This is a genomic window from Blattabacterium cuenoti (genome assembly GCF_014252375.1).
Lineage (GTDB): Bacteria > Bacteroidota > Bacteroidia > Flavobacteriales > Blattabacteriaceae > Blattabacterium > Blattabacterium cuenoti_AH.
On sequence record NZ_CP059221.1, the window covers coordinates 495575 to 516182 of the forward strand.

20 protein-coding genes and 1 tRNA gene are annotated in these 20608 nt (G+C 19.8%); 8 read left to right on the forward strand and 13 right to left on the reverse strand.

From position 1 onward, the window contains the following. The first annotated feature begins 41 nt into the window (after positions 1-41). The 3 genes from H0H34_RS02510 (at position 42) to H0H34_RS02520 (ending at position 3565) form a co-directional block, all read left to right on the forward strand. Positions 42-1364, forward strand: coding sequence for a UDP-N-acetylmuramoyl-tripeptide--D-alanyl-D-alanine ligase (locus tag H0H34_RS02510; RefSeq protein WP_185873247.1), 1323 nt, complete (start codon positions 42-44; stop codon positions 1362-1364). Positions 1365-1425: 61 nt separating this feature from the next. Next, complete coding sequence (gene pdhA / locus H0H34_RS02515) at positions 1426-2415, forward strand: pyruvate dehydrogenase (acetyl-transferring) E1 component subunit alpha (protein WP_185873248.1); 990 nt, start codon at positions 1426-1428, stop codon at positions 2413-2415. 37 nt (positions 2416-2452) lie between these two features. Next, a complete protein-coding gene (locus H0H34_RS02520; protein ID WP_185873249.1) occupies positions 2453-3565 on the forward strand; it encodes a dihydrolipoamide acetyltransferase family protein in 1113 nt (370 codons plus the stop codon). On the opposite strand, the gene H0H34_RS02525 is transcribed toward H0H34_RS02520, so the two are convergent. Both H0H34_RS02525 and H0H34_RS02530 read right to left on the reverse strand, forming a co-directional pair. Further along, the gene (locus tag H0H34_RS02525; RefSeq protein ID WP_185873250.1) at positions 3560-4252 is read right to left on the reverse strand and encodes a TerC family protein; all 693 of its coding nucleotides are present in this window, start codon (positions 4250-4252) and stop codon (positions 3560-3562) included. The two genes, H0H34_RS02520 and H0H34_RS02525, sit on opposite strands and share 6 nt — an antisense overlap. 37 nt (positions 4253-4289) lie before the next feature. Next, positions 4290-6068, reverse strand: a complete 1779-nt coding sequence (locus tag H0H34_RS02530; protein WP_185873251.1) for an ABC transporter ATP-binding protein — start codon at positions 6066-6068, stop codon at positions 4290-4292. Positions 6069-6203: 135 nt separating this feature from the next. Between H0H34_RS02530 and H0H34_RS02535 the strand changes: the two genes are divergently transcribed. Next, entirely contained in the window at positions 6204-6371 is a 168-nt protein-coding gene (locus H0H34_RS02535) for a Sec-independent protein translocase subunit TatA/TatB (RefSeq protein ID WP_185873252.1), read from the forward strand. Between the two features lie 21 nt (positions 6372-6392). Here the strand turns inward: H0H34_RS02535 and H0H34_RS02540 are convergent, their stop codons facing one another. From H0H34_RS02540 to H0H34_RS02920, 3 genes are read right to left on the reverse strand one after another with little or no spacing between them, the layout of a single operon-like run. After that, a complete protein-coding gene (locus H0H34_RS02540; RefSeq protein ID WP_238785445.1) occupies positions 6393-8495 on the reverse strand; it encodes a SurA N-terminal domain-containing protein in 2103 nt (700 codons plus the stop codon). Then, entirely contained in the window at positions 8492-9763 is a 1272-nt protein-coding gene (locus H0H34_RS02545; protein WP_185873253.1) for a hemolysin family protein, read from the reverse strand. Before H0H34_RS02545 ends, H0H34_RS02540 begins: the two co-directional genes overlap by 4 nt. Before the next feature lie 11 nt (positions 9764-9774). Continuing rightward, positions 9775-10020: a hypothetical protein gene (locus H0H34_RS02920; protein ID WP_238785446.1), complete on the reverse strand. Its 246-nt coding sequence runs from the start codon at positions 10018-10020 to the stop codon at positions 9775-9777. 319 nt (positions 10021-10339) lie between these two features. Between H0H34_RS02920 and H0H34_RS02555 the strand changes: the two genes are divergently transcribed. Next, a tRNA-Phe gene (locus H0H34_RS02555) sits at positions 10340-10412 on the forward strand. 6 nt (positions 10413-10418) lie between these two features. Here H0H34_RS02555 and H0H34_RS02560 read toward each other — a convergent pair. From H0H34_RS02560 to H0H34_RS02570, 3 genes are all read right to left on the reverse strand, one after another. Then, complete coding sequence (locus tag H0H34_RS02560) at positions 10419-13025, reverse strand: BamA/OMP85 family outer membrane protein (protein ID WP_185873254.1); 2607 nt, start codon at positions 13023-13025, stop codon at positions 10419-10421. Between the two features lie 14 nt (positions 13026-13039). Beyond that, positions 13040-13768 carry a polyprenyl diphosphate synthase gene (uppS, locus tag H0H34_RS02565; protein ID WP_185873255.1) on the reverse strand — a complete coding sequence of 243 codons (729 nt, stop codon included), beginning with the start codon at positions 13766-13768 and terminating at the stop codon, positions 13040-13042. Positions 13769-13833: 65 nt separating this feature from the next. Continuing rightward, on the reverse strand, positions 13834-14715 hold the full coding sequence (locus H0H34_RS02570) for an NAD kinase (RefSeq protein WP_185873256.1): 882 nt from the start codon (positions 14713-14715) through the stop codon (positions 13834-13836). 65 nt (positions 14716-14780) lie between these two features. Between H0H34_RS02570 and H0H34_RS02575 the strand changes: the two genes are divergently transcribed. Genes H0H34_RS02575 through H0H34_RS02585 form a run of 3 tightly spaced genes read left to right on the forward strand, consistent with a single transcriptional unit; the run spans position 14781 to position 16907 of the window. Then, a complete protein-coding gene (locus tag H0H34_RS02575) occupies positions 14781-15728 on the forward strand; it encodes a mevalonate kinase family protein (protein WP_238785447.1) in 948 nt (315 codons plus the stop codon). 2 nt (positions 15729-15730) lie between these two features. After that, a complete protein-coding gene (locus H0H34_RS02580) occupies positions 15731-16453 on the forward strand; it encodes a pseudouridine synthase (protein ID WP_185873257.1) in 723 nt (240 codons plus the stop codon). 28 nt (positions 16454-16481) lie between these two features. Then, on the forward strand, positions 16482-16907 hold the full coding sequence (locus H0H34_RS02585; protein ID WP_185873258.1) for a type II 3-dehydroquinate dehydratase: 426 nt from the start codon (positions 16482-16484) through the stop codon (positions 16905-16907). 22 nt (positions 16908-16929) lie between these two features. On the opposite strand, the gene H0H34_RS02590 is transcribed toward H0H34_RS02585, so the two are convergent. From H0H34_RS02590 to H0H34_RS02610, 5 genes are all read right to left on the reverse strand, one after another. Further along, positions 16930-17682, reverse strand: a complete 753-nt coding sequence (locus tag H0H34_RS02590; protein WP_185873259.1) for an alpha/beta fold hydrolase — start codon at positions 17680-17682, stop codon at positions 16930-16932. 12 nt (positions 17683-17694) lie between these two features. Continuing rightward, positions 17695-18396 carry a ribonuclease III domain-containing protein gene (locus H0H34_RS02595; protein ID WP_185873260.1) on the reverse strand — a complete coding sequence of 234 codons (702 nt, stop codon included), beginning with the start codon at positions 18394-18396 and terminating at the stop codon, positions 17695-17697. A gap of 23 nt (positions 18397-18419) precedes the next feature. After that, positions 18420-19679 (reverse strand): beta-ketoacyl-ACP synthase II, encoded by a 1260-nt coding sequence (gene fabF, locus H0H34_RS02600; RefSeq protein WP_185873261.1) that lies wholly within the window; start codon positions 19677-19679, stop codon positions 18420-18422. A 26-nt stretch (positions 19680-19705) separates the two neighbouring features. After that, positions 19706-19954 (reverse strand): acyl carrier protein, encoded by a 249-nt coding sequence (locus tag H0H34_RS02605; RefSeq protein WP_185873262.1) that lies wholly within the window; start codon positions 19952-19954, stop codon positions 19706-19708. A gap of 70 nt (positions 19955-20024) precedes the next feature. Then, positions 20025-20606: a riboflavin synthase gene (locus H0H34_RS02610; protein ID WP_185873263.1), complete on the reverse strand. Its 582-nt coding sequence runs from the start codon at positions 20604-20606 to the stop codon at positions 20025-20027. Between the last annotated feature and the right edge of the window lie 2 nt (positions 20607-20608).

Genomic DNA, 20608 nt, shown 5'->3' on the forward strand with positions numbered 1-20608 from the left:
CATTACTTTACTTTAAATTAAAAATTTAGGTATAAAAATTCATGAAAATAAAATATGTATATAAAAAATATTATAATATTTCTACAGGAATAGAAACAAATAGCAAAAAAGTTAGTAAAGGATCTATTTTTATTGCTTTAAAAGGTGAAAATTTTGATGGAAATAAATTTGTAAAAGAAGCAATAAATAATGGAGCATTATTAGTAATTATGGATAATAATAAATATTTTTTTTCTTGTGAAAAAATATTTCTTGTAAAAGATTCGTTAACTTTTTTACAACAATTAGCAGTCTATCATAGATATAAAAATATGCATATTCCTATAATAGCGATTACAGGTAGTAATGGAAAAACCACTACTAAAGAACTTACAAAAAATGTTTTATTAAAAAAATATAAAAAAGTACATTACACAAAATACAATTATAATAACCATATAGGAATTCCATTAACTATATTATCTATGCCAAAAGATACAGATATCTCTATTATTGAAATAGGAGCTAGTCACAAAAAAGAAATAAAAAATATGTGTAATATAATTAATCCTGATTATGGTTACATTACAAATTTTGGTAAAGCTCATATGGAAGGATTTGGAAGTGTAGATGGAATTATACATGGTAAATTAGAATTATATGAATTTATAAAAAAAACCAATAAATTTGTTTTTGTAAATGGAGATGATCCTATTCAATTAGATAATAGCAAAAATATTAAAAGATTTATTTTTTCTGGAAAAAAAAATAAAAATTCTGATGTAATATTAAAATACATATGTAATAAAAAAAATATATATTCAACGTTATCTATTAATAACGTGATTATTAAATCATCATTAGTAGGAAATTATAATTCATATAATATAGCATTTTCTATTATTGTAGGTATTTATTTTAAAATTAAATTGAAAAATATTAAAAATGCAATAGAAGAATACGTTCCAAATAACTATCGATCTCAAATTTTAGAAAAAAAAAATAGTAAAATTATAGTTGATTGTTATAATGCAAATCCAACTAGTATGATAAAATCATTAAATTTTTTTAAAAATAATTTTATAGGGAATAAAATGGTTATATTAGGAGATATGTTGGAATTAGGTTCTTTTTCTGAAAAAGAGCATGAAAACATAATTTTGTTTTTAAAAAATAGCAATATAAGTATTGCCTATTTAATAGGAGATATTTTTTTTAATACTAAAAAAATAAATTCTAAAAAAATAAAAATAATAAAGTTTTTAAAAAAAAAAATGTTTATTAAATGGATAAAAGTAAATCCTATAAAAAATATAAAGTATATTTTTATTAAAGGATCTAGAAAAATTGGATTAGAAGAAACTATTCCATTTATTGATCCATGAAATAACTAAAAAATATTACTTTTGTATAAAAAAATTTCATAAAAGCATAAAAATTTTTTTTATGAAAAAAATAACTGCAGAAATTTATATAAAATGGTTTAAAGATATGTCTTTTTGGAGAAAATTTGAAGATAAATGTCGTTCTTTATACTTAAAACAAAAAATTAGAGGATTTTTACATTTATATAGTGGACAGGAAGCTATTCCGGCTGGATTAATACATGCTATGGATATGTCAAAAGATAATATCATAACTGCTTATAGATGTCATATAATTCCTATAGCTATGGGAACTGATCCTAAAGAAGTAATGTCAGAACTTTTAGGTAAAAAAACTGGAACATCTCATGGAATAGGTGGTTCTATGCATATTTTTAGTAAAAAAAATAGATTTTATGGAGGACATGGAATTGTTGGTGGACAAATACCATTAGGAGCAGGAATATCATTTGCTGATAAATACTTTAAAAGAAAATCTGTTACATTAACATTAATGGGTGATGGTGCAGTAAGACAAGGATCTTTACATGAAACATTTAACATGGCAATGTTGTGGAAACTTCCTATAATTTTTATATGTGAGAATAATAAATATGCTATGGGGACTTCTGTTGAAAGAAGTTCTAATATTGAAGATATATATAAAATAGGATTATCATATGGGATACCATCTTATCCAATAGATGGAATGAATCCTGAAGAAATAGCAAAAAATGCATTTTTTGCTATTGAAAAAGCTAGAAACGGAAAAGGAGCCACATTTTTAGAAATAAGAACTTATCGTTATAGAGGACATTCTATGTCCGATGCTGAATCATATCGTAGCAAAGAAGAAATACTGTTTTATAAAAAAAAAGATCCTATTTTAAGGATAAAAAATATTATTAAAAAAAATAATTGGAAAACTGAAGAAGATATAAAAGATTTAGAAAATGAAATAAAAAAAAAGATAGATTATTGTGTTGAATTTGCAGAAAAATCTTCATATCCTTCTATAAATGATATGTATGATTTTGTTTATTCTGAAACAGAATATCCTTTTTTGAATTAAAAAATTTATTTATTATTTTATAAAACAAAATAAAAATATGGCAGAAATAATATCTATGCCCCAGTTAAGTGATACCATGGAAGAAGGAACAGTAATAAAATGGAACAAAAAAGTAGGAGAAAAAGTTTTAGAAGGTGAAATTTTAGCAGAAATAGAAACTGATAAAGCTATTCAAGATTTTGAGATAGACATTAGTGGTACTTTATTGTTTATAGGTGTTAAAGAAGGGGAAAGAACAAAAGTTAATGATATAATAGCAATTATAGGAGAAGAAGGAGAAGATATAAATCACATTATTAAATCAAAAAAAAATAAAAAACTTAATAAAAGTAAAAGAATATTTATTTCTCCTGTAGCAAAAAAATTAGTTAAAGAAAAAGATTTTTCATTAGAAAAAATACACGGAACTGGAAATAATGGGAGAATTATTAAAAGAGATATTGAATCAAAAAACAATAGTAATTATAAAGAAAATAGAGTTTATCATTCTTTAATGAGAAAAAAAATTGCAGAAAGACTTTCCTATTCAAAATTTTCATCTCCTCATTATTATCTATTTATGGATATAAATGTTGATAAATTAATTAAATTAAGAAAAAATTTTAATGAAAAACTTTCTAATGAAGAAAGAATATCATTCAATGATATTATAATTAAAGCTTCAGCTAAATCTCTGGAAAAAAATTTTAAGATGAATGTTTCTTGGAATAAAGATTATATATCGTTATATAGCGATATAAATATTGGTTTTGCTGTTGCTATTGATGATGGATTGATTGTCCCTGTTATAAAAAATGCTAATAAAAAATCTATATTACAAATTTCGAAAGAAGTAAAAGAAAAAATAATACTTTCTAAATCTAAAAAAATATCTTCAGAAGAATTATATAGTAGTACTTTTACTATATCTAATTTAGGAATGTATGGAATAGATTCTTTTACATCTATTATTAACAGCCCAAATTCATCTATATTATCCATAGGATCTATAACTGAACGTCCAATTGTAAAAAACTCAAAAATAGAAGTAGGAAATATTATGAAAATCACATTGTCTTGTGATCATAGGTTAATAGATGGATCTACTGGTAGTGATTATATTAGATCAATAAAAAAATATATAGAAGATCCTATAACAATATTATTATAATTTTTTTCTTTTAAAAAAAAATGGAGTTATAAATATAATTAGTATTATTAAAGTAAATATATTTTCATAATAATTATTAAATTGTTCAATTAAATATTCTTCAATAAAAAATGAAATAGATAATTTAATTCCTAATAATATCATAATAATAAATATAGAATTATTTAATATTGGAAATTTTTTTATTATTTTAATAAAAAAATTTGTAGATAATCTTATAGAAAAAATTCCTATAAATGATCCTAATAATATTAAAAATATATTTTTTGATAAAGCAATAGATGCAAATATATTATCTATAGAAAAAGATAGATCGACTATTTCCATCATTATTATAGTTTTCCAAAGACTATAGTTTTTATTTATATCTCTTAATATTTTTTTATTTTTTCTTATAAAAAAATTATTAATTCCAATAATAATTAAATATAAACCTCCTACTAATTTAATCCATTGTATTTTCATTAAAAATGAAATAAATACTAAACACAATATTCTAAAAAAATAAGCACCTAAAATACCATATTTTATTGCTTTTTTTCTATCTTTATTATCTTTTAAATTTAATATCATAGAAGATAATATTATGGCATTATCTATAGATAAAATACTTTCTATTATAATTAAATTTCCAATTATAGAGATTGATAATATAGGATTACTAATAATATCTTTTATATACTCCATTTAATTAATTTAATAATTTCAATTTAAAATTATTATTTTACAATATTTTTATTATTTTACCATTGTCTAATGTTATAATATGATCTGCATTTTTTATAAAAACTTTTGATAATCTATTAGTAATTAATAATGACGTTTTATCTCTTATTATCATATTTAACATATTTTTTATTATTATTTCAGATTCTGAACCTATAGAATATATTGCTTCATCTAATATTAGAATAGGAGGATTTTTTAATATAGTTCTTACAATGCTAATTCTTTGTTTTTGTCCTATTGATAATTTATTACCATTTTTTCCAATTATTGTATTATATCCATTTGGAAGATTTTTTATAAAAAAATGTGCATTAGCTATTTTTGCTGCTTTTATTATTTTATTTAATGATATTTCTTTACTCATTCCTAATGATAGATTATTAATTATAGAATCATTAAAAATTATTGGATTCTGAGTAATTATTCCTAATAGTTTCCTATATTCTATTATTTTTAATGAATTAATATTATTTCCATCAATAGTAATTTTTCCATATGTAACATTATAAAATTTTGCTAATAAATCAGCAATAATTGATTTACCACATCCAGATTTTCCAACTATAACAACTGTTTTTCCTTTTTTAAAAGAAAAAGAAAAATTACTAAGTAAAACTCTTTTATTGTGAATAAAAGTTACATTATTAAATAGTATTTCGTTATTAAACGACTTAATTGATTTTAATTTAATTTTTTTATTTACAGTATTATAATTATCATTTAGTATATCTGAAATTCTTTTTGCAGAAGCTTTTCCTTTCTGAATATTAGAAATAGAGGTTACTAAACTTTTAGATGGATTAATAATTTGATAAAATAATCCTATAAAAGGAAATAAAATTTTAGGTTCTATTTCTTTCTTTTCTAAAAATATTTTACTACCATACCAAATAATTAAAATCATAATAGAAGATCCCATAAACTCTATAATTGGAGAAATCAATTCTTTTTTACGATTTACACGAGAAGATAATTCTTTTTGATATCTTGATACTTTTTCAAAACGTTTTTGAATTTCATTTTCTGCATTAAATACACTTATAATTTTATAATTATTTAAAGTTTCTTCAACAATAGACAGTAATTTACCCAATTGATTTTGAGAATTTTTTGCATCTTTTTTTAGACTATTTCCTATAATATAAACGAATATTGTCATTATAGGTATAAGCAAAAAAACAAAAATAGTTAATTTATAACTTATTAAAAATAAAGTTAATAAATGAAAAGTTATTATAATAGGAGAACTAATTAAATTAGTAAAAGAATGAATTATTGAATTTTCAATATCATTTATATCATTTGATAATCTAGACATTATATCTCCATTTTTTTTACTTGATAAATAAATTATTGGGGTGTATAATATTTTTTTATGAAAATCATTTTTTATTTTTCTTATAATAGACGTTCTTATTCCTATTAGAATATATTCTGCTAAATATTTAAATATATTTTTTATAAAAAATATTAAAATAATAAAAATACAAAATATAGTTAATGTATTTATTTTTCCATATTTATATGAATATAACTCAATATTATATTGAAAATATCCTTTTAATAAATCAAACAATCCATTTGAAGAGTTTATAATAATTTTTTTATGATTTTCATTAGGTATTTCTAGTAAAAAACTTAGTACTGGAGATATTAATACAATGGAAATAATTGAAAATATAGAATGTAATAAATTGCATATTATATTTATAATGTAATGATATTTATAATATTTAGAATAACTTAATATTTTATCAAGTGCATTATTATTCATTTCATATCCTTAAATACAATTATTTAACAAAGGTAGTTAGAAAATATTTTAATTTTTTAACAAAAAATTTAATTATCTATTTTATATAAATTTTATTTTATATTTATATTATTTTCATAAATTTAAAAATTTATAATGAAAAATATTTTATTTATTAGTATTGAAGAAAGTTTATTTATAATATTTATAGCTATATTAATTTTTGGGCCAAAAAATATACCTGGTATAGCTAGAGGATTGGGAGATGGAATAAGATTTTTGAAAAAAGCAAAAAGAAAAATTAAAGATGAAATTGAATGGTAATTTATTTCTAATAAAACTTTACTAATAAAACTTTATTTTAGATTTTTCTAATAAAACTTTATTTAATTTTTCCAATAAATTTTTTCTTAATATATTATTTAAATATTCCATTTCATATAAATAATCAAATGAATTCTTTTCTTTAGAAAAACGTTTTTTAGGCTTTATAAAAAAAATACCTTTTTTTCCTAATATAGGATTAGATGTTTTATTTAGTTTTAACGCAAATGCTGCACCTAAAACTTTTGGTTCTTTTATAAGATTTATTATTGAATTATGAAAATTTACTTTATATGATTTGTTTATTCTTTTATAAAGAAAATTAGAAATTTCTTCTAAACTTTTATTAGAAAATTTATTATGTAATATTTTATAAATTTTTTTATTTATAAGGTTAGTAATTAATTGATTTATTTCTTTAATAGAAGCTTTTCCATTATTAATTCCAGATAAATATACTATAAAATTATTTTTTTTTGAATCTACGAATATTTTTTTATCACCTTTTTTTCTTTTTTTTTCAAAAGACCAATTTATAATATCTTTATCCAATTCAGTATTTAGTCCATCAATATTCCATTGATTTTCTTTTATTTCTTCTAAAAATAATGTTTCAATTTTTTCTTTATTTGCATTATTAATTATTTTATTAATATTAGAATATTTATTTTTTAATAAAAATAAATTTATATTTTTATTAATTTTATTTATAGTTTTTTTTGATGACTTCAATGTTTTTATTAAAAAACCAAATTGATATATGTTTTTTATATTTTTTTGATCATCTATTCTAATAATATTATAACCAAAATTTGATTCAGTAATTCCTATAGATCCTATTTTGTTTTTTATAGAAAAAATATTAAAATTATTATTTATAATATTTTGATTTTCATATTTTATCCATCCCAATTTTCCATTATTTATTCCTAAATTAACAAAATTATCTGATTTTTTTAAAAAAAAATTAAAATTATTAGGATGTTTTTTTAATTTTAAAATGATGTTTTTAACTATTTTTAGTGCTTCTTTTTTATTCCTTTTATTTAAAGAATATATTGCGTCTTTATGTGATATTAAAATATTACTAATTAATACAGAATCAAATATTGATTTCTTATCAGTTAATTTAACTATAATATAATTATTTTTATCCTTTATTGGTCCAAATACGCTACCTACTTTATCATTTTTTTTTAAAAAAAATTTTAGAATAGGCGGAATAGAATCTTTAGTATAAAAATTTTTATCAAATGGTGTATCAGAATTTTTATAAATTATATCAAAATGATTATAATTATTTTTTAATTTATATGACAAATTATTCATAATTTTTTTCATATTATTTTCATCTTCTAATGAAGGAATAGAACGAAATATAATTAAACTTATATTCCTTAAATTATTTTTTTTGTATAAAAATTCATGTTTTTTAATATAATTATATAAATCATTTTTTGATATATGAATATTATACTTTTTTTCTATTTCTGTATATGGTATAAATATATAATCAATAATTGAAAAAATATTTTTATTTTTTAAATTTAATTCTACTTCTTTGTTTGTTACGTTTAATCCATACATTAACATTTCTGCATATTTTTTCGTAATTATTTTATTTTTTATACTATTTTTTTCATAATTCCATATTTTTTTTTCAGATTTTATTTGAGGAAATAAATAGTATGGTAGTTTATCTAAATTTTTTATATATAATTTAAATTTTTTTACATTCATTTTTCCATTAAAATCTTTGAAATCATCTATTTTACTGTATATAGATCCAGTTTTTATATATTTCCAAATATCTTTTTCCGTATTTGTTATTCCTAGTTTATATCCTTGTTGACTTAATAAATTTTCGTTAATTAATAATCTAAATGCATAGTTTTTTAAACTAAGTTCAGAAACTTTACCATTAAATTTCCTTAGAAATTCTAAACAATTTTCATATTCTTTTTTAGAAATATTATTTCCATTTATATTTCCAATATAATTATTATTATTAAAAAAAAATTTTGTTATTAAATTAGGATCAATAATAAAAAATAATAAGGAAATACTAATCAATGAAAATATTATCCATGTATTTTTTCTTATTTTATTTAAAAAATTCATCATTTTTTTTTTTTTTTATAAAAAATTACTTCTTCTATTTTGTTTTTAGAAACTTTTATAATTTCAATATAGAAATCTGGACTAATCAAAATTTTATCTCCATTATTTGGAATATTTCCTATATGAGTAACTATTAATCCACCCAATGTTTCATATTCATCAGATTTTGGAATATCTAAATTGTATTTTGAATTAATAAAATCTACTTCTAAACGTGCAGAAAATAAAAATTTATTATCATTTATTTTTTTGTCTAATAAAAAAATTTCATCATGTTCATCTTTTATATCTCCAAGAAATTCTTCTAAAATATCTTCTATTGTAATTAATCCAGCTGTTCCACCATACTCATCTAATATGATAGCAATACTAATCTTTTTTCTAATTAAAACATCCATTATTTCTCTTACCGGAGTATTAATATAGAACCATTCTATTGGCCTAATAATTGATTTATCTAAATATTTTGGTTTTTTTAAAAACTCCAAATAATGAACATATCCTATAACGTTATCTATATTATTTTTATAAATAATAATTTTCGATAATCCACTTTTTGTAAATAAATCACGTATTCTGTATACAGAAGATTCCATTATATTAGAAGATATTATCTCTTTTCTTGGCACCATACATTCTCTTGCTTTTTTTTCATAAAAATTTAATGCTTTATGAAAAATATCAATTTTATATTCTGATAAAGAGCCTTTTTTATTAAAATTATGTTTTACATTTTTTGATAAAAAGTTAATTAAATCATTTTTATCAAAAATTTTTTTTTCAAAATTTTCTTCCTCGTCAAATATTTTCAAAAAAAAATTTGAAATACAAATAATAAAATTTGTTATAGGTGAAAAAATTTTATATATGATATATACAGGAACTATAAATAATGTTAATAATTCATTTGAATATATACTAAATATCATTTTTGGAATAAATTCTCCAATTATTAAAATAACAATGGTAGAAATGAAAGTTTCTAAAAGGAATAACCACATAGAATCTTCAAAAAATGGAAATAACAAAAAAAATATTTTATTCATGTAAATACCATATACAACCAAAGATATAGTATTCCCTATTAACATAGTTGTTATTAATTTTTTATAATTATTTATACATTCATAAAGTATTTTATAACGAATAGAATTTTTCTTTTTTTCTAGTTCTATTTGAAATAAATTACAAGAAACTAAAGCCATTTCTATTCCAGAAAAAAAAGCAGAAACTAGTATAGTAAAAATGACTACACTAATATAAAAAATCATTTTTTTTATTCTTATAAAGGAAGGACTCCACTAATATCTTTTAATTTAAAATTTTTAAGATTATTATACATCTCTATACCTTTTTTAGCATGTAAAATAGTTCCATTTAAATTGGATATTGTTACATTTTTTTTATTAAATATTTTTTTTTTATTTTTATCCCAAAAAATTTCATCAGTTTTAAAAAAATATCCATTAGGGGTTAATATTTTAATATTTCCTTTTATATGAAAAAAAATCATTTTAAATGATTTCATCCAATTTCCTCTAATATAAATAAGTTTATTATTACTGTCATAAACAACTAAATAAATTCCATTAGGAAATATTGTATAATAGTTATATTCTTTAATTAAAGGTGAATATATAAAATATTTTGTAATTCCATTTTTTTTAAAAAAAATACTTGTTTTTATAAAAATGTTTGATGGAATTTTATTTCTATTATATTTATAAATTTTATTTACATTATCATTATCACATGATAATAAAAATAAAAATAATATAATAATTAATTTTTTTGATATACTACTTATTATTTTTATTGTAATTTTGTTTATTTATACAATTTATAAAGGTATCTTAGCTCAGTTGGTAGAGCAAAGGACTGAAAATCCTTGTGTCCCCGGTTCGATTCCGGGAGATACCACAATGATTATTTTATTTTTCCTATATTAAAACTTATTTTCCATTTTTTATAAAAATTATCTTCTATTGAACTTAATGGATATGAAAAGTCTATTCCAAGTATTCCAAATGGAGAACAAAGACAACGTAATCCAAATCCAAGAGATTTATTCATTTCTAATGATGTTAAAGATTTATAAGAATTTCCAATATTTCCAGCTTCTATAAAAGAATTTAACCATGTTTTAAAATTATTACTTGATCCATTTATTAAATAATGCATTTCTAATGAAATTTTTTTATAACTAGTACCTCCATTTTTAGACATTTTATAAAATGAATTATTTTCTGGGAAAGAATATCCCTTTAAAGGAATATGATTCTCTCCAAATTTTTTTGATGTACCACCCATATAAAACATATCGAACGGTGTAAGTTTTCTTCCAGAATCTTTATTGTATACACCTACATGTCCTAACTCACCTTGACATTTTAATACTAAATTTTCTTTAATTTTTTTATAAAAATTTCCAAATAATTTTAATTTAAAATGTTCTGTCCATATGTTATTACTTTTACTATAATCAAAATGTTTAAAAAATGGAATATCAATTTTTCTTAAACCATTGTTTTTTATATGCTTTTTTTTTGCAAATGAATTATATTCTTTTTTTTCGAAAAATGAATATGGTGGACTTGATGAGAAATAAAATTTTAATTTTGATCCATCAGTAGGAAAAAAATTATTTGGAGAAATAGTGTTTCTTTTAAAAGATAAAGAACAAAATAAATTATTAAATTTATATAAGTTATTATTATCACATATTTTTATAAAATCAGTTTCTTTAGGAAAAGTCCATCTTTCTCCATGTATAGAAGTTGATATATTAGAATAAGGATCAATAAATTCTATATCTTTATCTAATCCAATAGACATTTTAATTTTTCTTAAAAAGAATGGATTTTCTTTATCAATTAAACAATATTTAGTGTTAAATGGAATATCATTTTTTATTAGTTTATTTACAGAATAATTTGTATCAATTTTTAATGAAGTTGGTTCATCTTTTTTTATCCAAGGTTTTAATAATGAAAGACCAAAAGATTTCATATTTTTTCCAAATTGACTATAAAATATTATTTTATCTCCATCTCCTTGAGGTATTGTTTTCCAAAATTTCCAATTTATAATGTTTTTAATTGAAAAATTATTTAATATAATTTTTAAACCACCAGTTAATTTTCTTATATCATTTCCTATAATTCCTCCATGAAATTTAAATTCATTATTATCTTTTTCTAATACATGCCATTCTATATCTACAGATTCATCATTAATAGGAATAATTTCAAAATAAACTTTATCAAAAAGGAATAAATTTTCTATATTATGTAAACTTTCCATAAGTTTTTCAATAGAAAAAATATCTTTATTGTAAATTTTTATTTCTCTTTTAATTACATAATCTTTAGTAATATTATTACCTAATATTTTTATATTTCTAATATAAACAGGAGAATTTTCTTCTATAAGAATATTTATATCAATTTTATTATCATCATCTTTTATTTTTTCTACTGTATTTAAATTAATAAATAAGTGACCTAATTTAAAATAATTATTAACTATACTTGGTTCTGTTGGATTAAAAATATTTTCTGTTAATTTTGTTTTATCATAAATATTTTCATTGTTATTATATGATATAACTTTTTCTAAATATTTATTACTTACTTTTTTATTTCCTGTAATATTTATTTTTCCTAAATAATATTTACTTCCTTCAACTATTTTTATTTTAATACCATAGTTTCCTGAACTAGTTTTCCAAACTGATTCTAAAAAAACTTTGGCAAACCTATAACCTATAGATTGATATTTTTCTTTTATTTTATCTAAATGTTTATTTATTTGATCACTAACAAATATATGATTAGGTCTATTTATCAATAATGATAAAAAAGATTTATCCCTATTTATGATACTTAATAATTCTTTATCACTTATTACATTATTTCCATAAAAAACAAATTTTTCTATTTTAATTTTTTTTCCTTTTTCAATATAAAAAAACAATATATTTTTATCATATTCTTTTTTTATTTCATGATTTATAGTAATTTCATTGTAACCATCTTCTTTATAAAAATTTTTTATTTCATTTTCCATTTCTTTAATCATTGATTCAGATATTTTATCTCCGCTTTTTACATTATTTATTTTAGGAAAATCACTTTTTACAATTAATCCATCACTTTTAAACTGAATATCATGTATTTCATTTAAATCTTTTAAATCAAAAATTAAATCAATTTTATTTTTATATTTATCTTCGTTATACTTATAAATAGATATATCTTCAAATAATTTACTATCCCAAAGTTTTTTTATAATATTATTTATTTTTATTCCATATGGATCTATTAAAGATCCAGAACTTATTCCAGATATTTTAGAAACAAATTCTTTATTATATTTTGTATCTCCTTTAATATATATATCATTTATTGTGATATTTATGTTTTTATTTTTTTCCTCGTTTTCATTGTTGTTGATTTTATCGTTATTATTAGAATACAAGTAATTAATTGATATTATAAAAAATATACAGTAAATAAATAATTTTTTTTTCATTGAATTTTATAAAATTAAATTTTTCCAAAACGACGTTTTCTTTTTTGATAATTAATTATAGCCTCAATAAAATCTTTTCTTCTAAAATCTGGCCATAAAATATCAGTAAAATATAATTCCGCATAAGCAGATTGCCAAAGTAAAAAATTACTTATACGTTTTTCTCCACTAGTTCGTATTATTAGATCGACATCAGGAAAATTTTTAGTATATAAATGATTTTGAAAGAAATAATAATCAATATCCTTTATTTTTAATTCTCTATTGTATACTCTTTTAGCTATATTTTTTGTAGCTCTTAAAATTTCTTCCCTGGCACTGTAACTTAATGCTAATATTAAAGTCCCAGATTTATTTTTTCTAGTTTTTTTAATGAAAAAAACTAAATTTTTTTGTATACATTTAGAAAATTTTGATAATTCTCCTATAATAATTATTCTTAAGTTTTTTTTGTGAATTTTTTCTAAAAAATTTTTTAAATTTTTGTAGAACAATTCCATTAAACTATTAACCTCTTCTTTAGGTCTATTCCAATTTTCATAAGAAAAAACATATAAAGTTATATATGGAATAGATAATTCCTTACATACGTTTAAAGTATCTATTATAGAATAAATACCTTTTTCATGCCCAAATGATCTTATTTTACCTCTTTTTTTAGCCCAACGACCATTTCCATCCATAATAATAGCAACATGATTAGGTATATTATTATAATCTATTTTTTTTAATAAATTTTCCATATAAAAATACGATCGTAATAAAAAATACGTGTACACAAATATAATAATAAATTTTTCATATTATTTTAATTTCTTTTATCCATTCCCCATAGTAATTTTTCTCTTAATGTTTTATAATAGGTATTTTTATCTTCTTCATATATATATATCCTGAAAGGAGCTTTTATAATATCCAACTCATTTTCTTTTTTTAAAGAAATTAGTCTTGTATCTATAGATAGTGAATAATACTTTACACGACTATGAATTTTTAGATGTATACTTTTATTGTCAGATATAACCAATGGACGTGAAAATAAATTATGTGGAGATATTGGTGTAAGAAGAAAATTATTGTTATCAGGACTAATAATTGGACCTCCGCAACTCAAAGAATATCCAGTAGATCCAGTAGGAGTAGATATTATTAATCCATCTGACCAATAAGATGTTAAAAATTCACCATCAATGAATACATCAATAGTAATCATAGAAACAGTTTTTTCTCTAAAAACAACAATTTCATTTAATGCGAAATTAAATAATTTATTTAAATTATTTTTTGATGTTTTTAATTTTAATAAACTTCTAGGAATTAGATTCAATTTTTTATTAAAAATATTGTCAATATTTTTAATAAAAACATCTTTGCTGAAAGTCGCCAAAAATCCTAAATTTCCTGTATTAACTCCAACTATAGGTAGTTTAGAATCTTTAACAAAAGTAATAGCAGATAAAATAGTACCATCTCCACCAAAAGTAAACATTAAATCGAAATTTTTTATTTCTTCACAACATGAAAATGAAGGTAAATCTAATTTGCAAAATTCTTTGAAAGAATTCAATATACTTAAAAAATATTTTTCTACATATATTTCTATTGAATTACTGAAAACATATTTTAAAAATTTATATAAATAAACTACATTATATTTTTCTAATTTTTGTCCATATATAGCTATTTTCATTATTTATTTTTATGTATAATGTTTAATACATAAATTTACTTAATCAAAATTTTTTAATTTTAATATTGTTAATAAATAAAAATAAAAAGTTATCTATATTTCCTTCAAAAATATTATTATTTGGAGAATATGGAATATTAAAAAATTATACAGGATTTTCAATACCTAATTATGAATATAAAGGATATTTAAAATTTTATTCTAAATTAGATAAAAACGTTATAAATTCTAATAATGAAATAAGAAAATTTTTTAATTTTTTAAAAATTAAAAAATTTAATATTATAAATTTGGAAAAATTAGATAAAGATTTAAAAAAAGGAATATATTTTAAATCAAATATTCCACAAAAATATGGAATAGGTAGTTCTGGATCATTAGTTGCAGCTATTTATGATAGATATCTAATGTATAAAACATCTATTTGTAATAAAAATTTAATTTTTATAAAAAATATTTTTAGTAATATGGAATCTTTTTTTCATGGAAAAAGTTCTGGAATTGATCCTTTAATATGTTATTTAAAAAAACCAATATTAGTTAAATCAAATAAACATATATCTACCATAAACATAAATATAAAAATGTTTAATAATAAAAATAAAAATAATGGAGGAATTTTTTTAATAAATTCTGGATTACAAAGTAATACTAAAAAAATGAATAATCTTTTTATAAAAAAGATAAAAGAACATAATTTCAAAAAAATCATGGATCAAGAATATGAAAAATATAATGTTAAATGTATTTATTCTTTTATTAATAGAGATTATAAAACTTTATTAGAAAATATAAAAAAATTATCAATTTGGATATTTAATAATATTAAACAAATGATACCTAAAAATATGTTAAAAATATGGATAAATGGAATAAAAAATGATAATTATTATTTAAAATTATGTGGATCAGGTGGTGGAGGTTTTTTTTTAGGATTCACAAAAGATTATACAAAATTAAATAATGAATTTGAATTAAATAAATATATAAGAAAAATAATTTTTTATTTTTAAGTATGTGTTTAAATAAAAAAATTAGATTAAACCGTTATTTATCTCAATCAGGTATTTCTTCTAGAAGAGAAGCAGATAAATTAATTCAATCAGGTTCTGTTGAAGTTAATGGAAAAGTTATATCTAAATTAGGAACTAATATAGATATAAAAGATATTGTAAAATTTAATGGAAATAGAATAAGAATACAAAATAAAGTTTATTTATTAATTAATAAACCTAAAGGATTTATTACTACAACAAAAGATCAATTTAATAGAAAAACAGTTATGGATTTAATTCCAAATATTTTTCATGGAAAAAAATTATTTCCTGTAGGTAGATTAGATTCTAATACAAAAGGAGTATTAATTATTACAAATGATGGAAATATATCAGAAATATTAACTCATCCTAAATATGATATACAAAAAATTTATAACGTTACTTTAAATAAAAAAATTGATGATAATGATATTAAAGTTATTTTAAGTGGAAAAATTTTTTTAAAAGAAGGAAGGGTAAAAGTAAAATTTATAAGAAAAATAAAAAATAATAAAATAAAGATAGGATTATGTTTAGGATGGAACAGAATAATAAGAAGAATTTTTAATAAATTAAATTATAAAATAACTGAGTTAGAAAGAATTTTTTTTGGAAAATTTTCTAATAAAAATATTAAAATAGGAAATTTTATAAAATTAGATAATAATTTAATGATTGATTATCTTAAGTTAAAAAAATAAATAAATCTATTTATTAAATTGTTTCTTTATGAAAAAAATTAATATAATTAACGGGCCAAATTTAAATCTTATAGGAATTAGAGAAAAAAATTTATATGGTAAAAAAAATTTTTTAGATTATTTAAATTTACTAAGAAAAAAAAAAATTTTTTCTAATTTCAAAATTGATTATTATCAAAATAATTGTGAAGGAAAAATTATAGATTATTTACATTATGTAGGATTTAAGTCAAATGGTATAATTTTAAATGCTGGAGCATATACTCACACTTCAATAGGTATTGCTGACGCGATTAAATCAATTTCAACTCCTGTTATAGAAGTTCACATATCAAATATTTATTCTAGAGAAGAATTTAGAAGAAAATCATACATTAGTAATGTATGTAATGGAACTATTTTAGGTTTTGGATTAAAATCATATGAATTAGGAATTATTAGTTTTATGATTTAATTTAATAAAAAATACAAAATTATTAATAATGGAATCTTGATAACCATTTTTCCAAAATTTTTCTAAATTTTATAGGACTTTCCATCATAGGAACATGTCCGCATTTATCTATCCAATGTAATTCAGAATTTGGTAATAATTTATGAAATGATAATGCAACATCAGGAGGTGTTACATTATCCTGTTTTCCCCATATTATACAAACTGGTTTATATATTTTTGATAAATCTTTTGACATATTATACTTCATTGCACTTTTAGCTAAATATAATATTTTAATGCTTTTTTTTTTATCATTAACAATATTAAAAATTTCATCTACCAATTCTTTAGTAGCCATTTTAGGATTATAGAATACTTCTTGAGATTTTTTTTTAATATATTCATAATTTTCTCTTTTTGGAAATGCATCTCCAAAAGATTTTTCAAATAAACCAGAACTTCCTGTTAATACAACAGAATGAACTAGATCTAGTTTAGTTTTAGCTATAATTAAAGCAATATGTCCACCAAGAGAATTACCAATTAATGTGGCATTTTTTATATTAATCCTTAATAAAAATTTTATTATATATTCAGATAAAGTTGAAATATTAGTTGAAAATAAAGGCATATTATAAATTGGTAAATATGGCATAATAACTTTGTATCCTTTTTTTGGAAAAAAATCAAAAATAGATTTAAAATTACTTAGTCCACCCATTAATCCATGAAGTAAAACTAAAGGATGACCTTCTCCTTTAATTATATGATTTATAATATTTTTTTTATCCATTAAACAATATTATTATATTTTTTCTATTATATGTTTTTTTTTAATAACAGAATATGCGTTTTTAGCTGCCATTTCTTCTGATTTTTTTTTCGAAAAACCTCTACCAATAGATTTAATATTGCAATTAGATATATTAAATTTTGATAAAAAAATAATTCTATTATTTTTTTTTTCTTTCTTTTCAAGAAAAGTATGAAAATTTATAAAAAATTTATTTTTTTGACACCATTCCATAATCCATACTTTATAACTATAAATTTCATTTTGTAGCTTATTCATATCTACTTTAGATAATATTTTTTCATATATAAAATTTTTACATTCTATAATACCTATTTCTATATATATAAATCCTATTAATGCTTCAAGTATATTTCCTAACACATTGTTATTAAACAAATTATTTTTTGGTAAAAATATTTTTTCTAATGAAAGTCTTTTAGATATATTATTTAAATTTTTTCTACAAACAATTTTAGATCGTATTTTGGTAAGATCTCCTTCTTTTTTTTTAGGTAAATTTTTATATAAAAAATGTGATATTATAGTATTTAAAATTGAATCTCCTAAAAATTCTAATCTTTGAAAATTAATAGAATAATATTTATTTATATTTCTTTTTTTAGTAGAAAAATTATATATAAAAGCTTCTTTTAAAAGAAGAACATTTTTTTTTGTTTTAAATCCTAATATTTTATTTATTTTATCAATCACTGATTAAATTTTTATATTTTTTTTTAATTTTTTTTGAATAAAATACAAACGTTATGACCACCAAATCCAAATGTATTACACATACTAATATTTATTTCCTTTTTAATTGATTTATTAGGAATAAAATTAATTTTTTGATCTATTTTTTTGTCAATTTTAAATAAATTAATAGTTGGTGGAATTATTTTTTTTGTCAACGGTAATATAGTTGCAATAGATTCTATTACTCCAGCTGCTCCTAATAAATGTCCAGTCATTGATTTTGTAGAATTAATATTTATTTTATATAAATTTTTTTTAAATACATTTTTTATAGCTTTTATTTCTGCAATATCTCCTAATTTTGTAGATGTTCCATGAGAATTAATGTAATCTACATCTATAGACTTAATCTTAGCGTCCTTTATAGCAGATTTCATTGCTAAAATAACCCCTTTCCCGTCAGGATGTGGAGCTGTAATATGATATGCATCTCCAGACATTCCTATTCCTATCAATTCTGCATATATATTAGCACCTCTTTCTTTAGCGTGAAAATATTCTTCTAAAATTAAACATCCAGCACCTTCACCTAAAACAAAACCATCTCTATCTTCATCAAATGGCCTAGATGCTGTTTTATAATCATAATTTCTTGTAGATAATGCATTTAATGCATTAAATCCACCTACACCACTTTGTGTTATTGCTGCTTCTGATCCCCCAGTTATCATTACATCAGCTTTACCTAAACAAATTAAATGATAAGCATCAACAATTGCATTAGATGATGAAGCACAAGATGAAACCGTAGCATAATTAGGGCCATGTAATCCATAGTTTATGGATATTAATCCAGCAGTAATATCTATAAGCATTTTTGGAATAAAAAATGGACTAAATCTAGGATAATAATTTCTGTTAACATGATTAATTATTGAATTTTCTAAATTCAATAACCCACCTATTCCAGATGCCCAAACTACACCAATTCTATCTTTTTTTTCGTTTGAAAAGTTTATTCCACTATTTTTTATAGCTTCTTCGGAAGCTATAATACCATATTGTGCGCAAGGATCTAATTTTTTTATTTCTTTTTTAGAAAAGAATATTTTTGGATCATAATTTTTTAATTCACAAGCAAACTTTGTTTTATATTTTTTAGTGTCAAAATATGTAATAGGATAAGTACCACTTATTCCATCAATTAATGATTTCCAATAGTCTTTAACGTTGTTTCCTATAGGAGTAATAGATCCTATCCCAGTTATTACTACTTTTTTTAATCCATATTTATTATACATAAAATAAAATTATAATGCTTTAAGCATTATATATTTTTATTTTTTAGTAGATTTTTTATAGCAGATGTAGCTTCTCCTACTGTTGTTATTTTTTCTGCTATTTCGTCAGAAATACTAATTTCAAATTCTTTTTCAAATTCCATAATAAGTTCAACTATATCTAATGAATCTGCACCTAAATCATTAGTAAAACTAGAATTAGGATTAATACTAGCCTCTTCTACACTTAATTTATCTACAATTATAGAATTAACTCTAGATACAATATCAGACATAATATTATTTTTTAATGTTGCAAAATTAGTAAACTTTTATAATAAATTTATAATAAATTTTTATAAAAAATTATTTTTTTAAAAATTTTTCTATATATTTTCCAATTATATCAAACTCTATATTAACTACATTTCCTACTTTTAGGAAATGTAAATTTGTATTAATATAAGTATATGGTATAATAGATACACTAAATATATATTTTTCAAAACTTACTATAGTTAGACTTATACCATTAACAGTGATAGATCCTTTTTTTATAACATATTTTAATATATTTTTGCATTTAAAATAAAACAACCAACTCCCATTAAGTTTAACTATTTTAAAAACATTAGCAGTAGTATCTACATGTCCTTTAACTAAATGGCCATCTATTCTACTATTAATTAATAAACTTCTTTCCAAATTTACCAAATCTTTTCTTTTTAAGAAACGTATATTAGTGCAACATATAGTTTCTTCAGAAACTGAAACTAAATAATTATAACTAAAAATATTATATACAGTCAGACATATACCATTATGAGAAATACTTTGCCCCAGTCTAATTTTATTATAAAATGGATTATAAAATTCAATAAATAATTTTTTTTTATAGTAATATAATTTATTTACTTTTACTATATGTTCTATAATCCCAGTAAACATAT

Coding starts and splice junctions, on each gene's coding strand:
- H0H34_RS02510 (WP_185873247.1), top strand. CDS start 42: ATGAAAATAAAATATGTATATAAAAAATATTATAATATTTCTACAGGA.
- pdhA (WP_185873248.1), top strand. CDS start 1,426: ATGAAAAAAATAACTGCAGAAATTTATATAAAATGGTTTAAAGATATG.
- H0H34_RS02520 (WP_185873249.1), top strand. CDS start 2,453: ATGGCAGAAATAATATCTATGCCCCAGTTAAGTGATACCATGGAAGAA.
- H0H34_RS02525 (WP_185873250.1), bottom strand. CDS start 4,252: ATGGAGTATATAAAAGATATTATTAGTAATCCTATATTATCAATCTCT.
- H0H34_RS02530 (WP_185873251.1), bottom strand. CDS start 6,068: ATGAATAATAATGCACTTGATAAAATATTAAGTTATTCTAAATATTAT.
- H0H34_RS02535 (WP_185873252.1), top strand. CDS start 6,204: ATGAAAAATATTTTATTTATTAGTATTGAAGAAAGTTTATTTATAATA.
- H0H34_RS02540 (WP_238785445.1), bottom strand. CDS start 8,495: ATGATGAATTTTTTAAATAAAATAAGAAAAAATACATGGATAATATTT.
- H0H34_RS02545 (WP_185873253.1), bottom strand. CDS start 9,763: ATGATTTTTTATATTAGTGTAGTCATTTTTACTATACTAGTTTCTGCT.
- H0H34_RS02920 (WP_238785446.1), bottom strand. CDS start 10,020: ATGAAATCATTTAAAATGATTTTTTTTCATATAAAAGGAAATATTAAA.
- H0H34_RS02560 (WP_185873254.1), bottom strand. CDS start 13,025: ATGAAAAAAAAATTATTTATTTACTGTATATTTTTTATAATATCAATT.
- uppS (WP_185873255.1), bottom strand. CDS start 13,768: ATGGAAAATTTATTAAAAAAAATAGATTATAATAATATACCTAATCAT.
- H0H34_RS02570 (WP_185873256.1), bottom strand. CDS start 14,715: ATGAAAATAGCTATATATGGACAAAAATTAGAAAAATATAATGTAGTT.
- H0H34_RS02580 (WP_185873257.1), top strand. CDS start 15,731: ATGTGTTTAAATAAAAAAATTAGATTAAACCGTTATTTATCTCAATCA.
- H0H34_RS02585 (WP_185873258.1), top strand. CDS start 16,482: ATGAAAAAAATTAATATAATTAACGGGCCAAATTTAAATCTTATAGGA.
- H0H34_RS02590 (WP_185873259.1), bottom strand. CDS start 17,682: ATGGATAAAAAAAATATTATAAATCATATAATTAAAGGAGAAGGTCAT.
- fabF (WP_185873261.1), bottom strand. CDS start 19,679: ATGTATAATAAATATGGATTAAAAAAAGTAGTAATAACTGGGATAGGA.
- H0H34_RS02605 (WP_185873262.1), bottom strand. CDS start 19,954: ATGTCTGATATTGTATCTAGAGTTAATTCTATAATTGTAGATAAATTA.
- H0H34_RS02610 (WP_185873263.1), bottom strand. CDS start 20,606: ATGTTTACTGGGATTATAGAACATATAGTAAAAGTAAATAAATTATAT.